The organism is Microcystis sp. LEGE 08355 (genome assembly GCF_015207185.1).
Classification (GTDB): Bacteria; Cyanobacteriota; Cyanobacteriia; order Cyanobacteriales; family Microcystaceae; genus Microcystis; species Microcystis panniformis.
The window spans coordinates 1-3,446 of record NZ_JADEXI010000498.1; the positions used below are offsets into that span (position 1 = coordinate 1).

The window sequence follows — 3,446 nt, forward strand, 5'->3', positions numbered from 1 at the left end:
CCTCACTTACAAGGTTATGAAGTTGTCATCTGCTGAGGATTAAAGTGCGTACTCAACCCAGTTAGGGTTACTCAACAGAGGCCAGTCATCCCCCTATTTCTAGGTTTCGACTGAACGAATCGCACTTGATAGCGGCGTTAATATCTCTATCTTCTACATAGCCACAATCGGGACAAATATGGGTTCTCGTAGATAGAGATTTAGGGACTTTTTGACCACAATTAGAACAATTTTGACTCGTGTTATGGGGGGGCTACTGCTACTGTAGCCTTACCATATTTAAAACCAAAATATTCTAACCATTGCCGAAAAGTTGACCAAGCAACATCATTGATAGATTTAGCTAGTCTAGAGTTTTTTACCATGCCTTGAATATTTAAGTTGACCTGAGCGATGAAATCGTTAGATTTAATGACGCGCAATGCCTCTTTTTCGACAAAGCCTTTACGTTGCCTACTTACTCTTAAATGCTTTCTAGCATATCTCTTTCTAGCTTTTTGGTAGTTGTTTGATTGGGGTTGACCTTTTCTAAACTTTTTAACCCCCCCAACCCCCCCGACGTCGGGGGGGCAAGGGGGGGGTCAGACGATTTAATCTTTTTTCCGCCTTACGATAGTATTGCGGTATCTCTACCGTTTCTCCATCACTGTTAGCGTAGAAAACTTTTAAACCTACATCCAATCCCACACATCTTTTAGTTGGTTCTAGGGGTTTAGCATATTCCCGAATATCAACGCTGAGACAGAATTGGACATAATAACCATCTGCTCGTTTAACAATCCTAACTCGTTTAATTTGGTCTAGAGGGTAAAAGTTTAGGTCGGGAGCAAGTCAGTTTTGTCAGAACATAAATACTATTCAATAGCTAAAGACTGTTATTTAGGTAAGCACAGCGGTGTTTAAGCACTTGAGGGATATTTTCTTCATTCCACTGGGCTCCAGAAATTTTCAGTCGTCGGTCAATCTGTTTAACCGTGGATTCAACGGCTCCCGAAGCAATAGAGCAAATCTCTTCTTGTTGATAGTAATTATAATTAACAATTCGATGACGATGAATCTCTAAATAACGACAGAAATTCTCAGCTCGTTCGTTTTTTAAAGGAGAGATTAATGCTATTGTTTCCTCAATTTTGCCCTGCCATAATAAACTTTCTGCTTTTTTCAATCTCTTGACTGAACCGCCGACTTTATGAAGATTTTCTACCAAATGAAACCAGTCAAGTATTTCTCTTTTTTCTCCTGGACAATCCCAGTTTTTCACAATTTTCCAAATACCGGGATGTCCGTCTCCCAAACAGGTAAGGGGGTCAGATAAAGGTTGTTGATTAACCCAATATATTAACGATTCATTCTCTCCAAACCAAGCTTTTCTTAGGAAAGTATCAACACAGATTGCTTGATAATCTTTCCAGATACAAGCCTCTCCCTTAGTTTCGGTTCTTAAGCGCACTTTTCCTCCATCTAGACTAATTTCTTGAACGGGGTTTCCTGATTCTTCTTCGGCAAATTGGTGGCGATGGACTAATCGTTGTTGAGTCCTAGCCGAGACCTTCATCCCTGTATAAAATTGAATATCTCTGGCGGCATTTTCATAAGAAACATTGGCACTAGCTCTTAAACAACAGCGTTCTAAGTAAGGACTAATTTGGTTATTACGAGGAATATTTAAACGGATTGCTTGTTTTTCTGTCAGGCATAATTCTCCGATGATGCTTTTTATTTTTCTCGGTCTCCCGGCTTGAGTTCCTGTCGTTTTTGTGACAAAAAAAAATCCTAGTTTCGGAGTTATATATTTTAAGGTCTGTTCTCTTATTGTCGTCTCTATTCCCTCTAAAGTTTGGATTTTTTCAGCCTCAGCTTCCTGATGAAGAATCTTGGCTATCGCTTGAATATGTTGGTTAAGTTCTTGTTGTTGCTCTGGAGTCATTTTTGTCTTTTCCCTACTCTTTTCTCTATCCCATACCCAATTGATGCTTTTGTCAAGTAGTTTATTTGTTCTTCAGCTTTGACTTGCTCCCGTTTAGGTCTCTGGTTCCTTTTAGTTTAACCGTGCCAATGTTTTTCTTATCTGTGAAAGTTATTTTCTTTCTATCTTCTGATAGTTTCCACCCAGAGTTTTTATATTCCACAGAACGATTATTTTTCTGAAACTTAGGATAACCCTTTTTACCTTTAACCTTTTTCTTACAATTGTCATAGAAACGAGCAATAGCTGACCAAGCTCGTTCGACCGATGCTTGTCTGTCCGTAGAATTTAGAGTATCGACAAACTTGAACTGCTTGGCGAGAACCGCACAATATTTATTGAGAGAATATTTATCGATTTTGTCTTCTCTCTTGGCATCCATCCAAAGCCTTAAAGCCTTATTACGGATGAATTGTACTGTACGAATAGCTTCATCAATGGCAGAACACTGACTTGGTTTGACCACGGCTTTCATTTCTAAGACAATCATTGTTTATCGACCTCAAACAACTTATTTTAAGTTAACCTGTAGAGCATCGGATTGTCAAGATTTCAGTTGACATTGAGCTTTTACATTGAGCTTTTACATTGAGCCTTTACATTGAAGCCCCTCGAAATGTGTCGAAATGTGTCGAAATGTCGTGCTTCGTGTCACTGAGCTTGTCGAAGTGCTGTTTTATACTGGTCGGGGTTTCATCCCGTCGCGCTCAAGCAAGGGTCTTCACCCCGACATCTGTGATAAACTGTTGCTTGTCTTGAAATATATAATAAGGAAGACACAATTATGGCTCTCCAATTGGGTGATATCGTTCCAGATTTTACACAAGATTCTAGTGAAGGTCCGATTTCTTTTCATCAGTGGGTAGGAGATAGCTGGGTAGTGCTGTTCTCCCACCCAGCTGATTACACCCCCGTTTGTACCACGGAATTAGGTACGGTGGCTAGTCTTAAGTCAGAATTTGAGCGACGTAATGTGAAAGTGATCGCTTTGAGTGTGGATAGTGCCGAATCCCATCGGGGTTGGATTAATGACATCAACGAAACTCAAAACACTACCGTTAACTATCCGATTATCGCCGATGGCGATCGCAAAGTGTCCGATCTCTACGGCATGATTCACCCCAATTCCCTCAATAATCTGACGGTACGTTCGGTGTTTATTATCGATCCCAACAAAAAATTACGTTTAACTATTACCTATCCTGCCAGCACGGGACGCAATTTTAACGAGATCCTGCGCGTGATCGACTCGTTGCAGCTCACCGATAATTATCAAGTGGCTACCCCCGCTAACTGGACCGACGGTGGCGATTGTGTGGTGGTTCCCTCTATTCCCACTGAAGAAGCTCGCAGCAAATTCCCCAAAGGAGTTGAAGAAATTAAACCCTATCTACGCATGACTCCCCAACCTAATAAGTAATTAGAGTCTGCTGAAAAAGTTTTTCGTGGGGGCAGGGTGTGGCCCCCCAACCCCCACCCC

Annotated in this window: 2 protein-coding genes and 2 pseudogenes; 1 reads left to right on the forward strand and 3 read right to left on the reverse strand. The window is 41.0% G+C overall.

Annotation, left to right across the window (positions count from 1 at the left end; all coding sequences use genetic code 11):
- Nucleotides 1–127: 127 nt before the first annotated feature.
- The 3 genes and pseudogenes from IQ242_RS19970 to IQ242_RS19980 all read right to left on the reverse strand — a co-directional run.
- Nucleotides 128–822, reverse strand: a pseudogene (locus IQ242_RS19970) (RNA-guided endonuclease InsQ/TnpB family protein); the annotation flags it as partial.
- 43 nt (nt 823–865) lie between these two features.
- Nucleotides 866–1,927 (reverse strand): ISKra4-like element ISMae42 family transposase, encoded by a 1,062-nt coding sequence (locus IQ242_RS19975; protein ID WP_193961162.1) that lies wholly within the window; start codon nt 1,925–1,927, stop codon nt 866–868.
- A gap of 91 nt (nt 1,928–2,018) precedes the next feature.
- Nucleotides 2,019–2,456 (reverse strand): annotated as a pseudogene (locus IQ242_RS19980) (RNA-guided endonuclease TnpB family protein); the annotation flags it as partial.
- A gap of 294 nt (nt 2,457–2,750) precedes the next feature.
- On the opposite strand from IQ242_RS19980, the gene IQ242_RS19985 reads away from it, so the two are divergent.
- Nucleotides 2,751–3,386, forward strand: coding sequence for a peroxiredoxin (locus IQ242_RS19985; RefSeq protein WP_002761158.1), 636 nt, complete (start codon nt 2,751–2,753; stop codon nt 3,384–3,386).
- Nucleotides 3,387–3,446: the final 60 nt, after the last annotated feature.

What these genes read in the sequence shown, in the direction of transcription:
- IQ242_RS19985 (WP_002761158.1), top strand. Translation starts at nt 2,751, where the DNA reads ATGGCTCTCCAATTGGGTGATATCGTTCCAGATTTTACACAAGATTCT.
- IQ242_RS19975 (WP_193961162.1), bottom strand. Translation starts at nt 1,927, where the DNA reads ATGACTCCAGAGCAACAACAAGAACTTAACCAACATATTCAAGCGATA.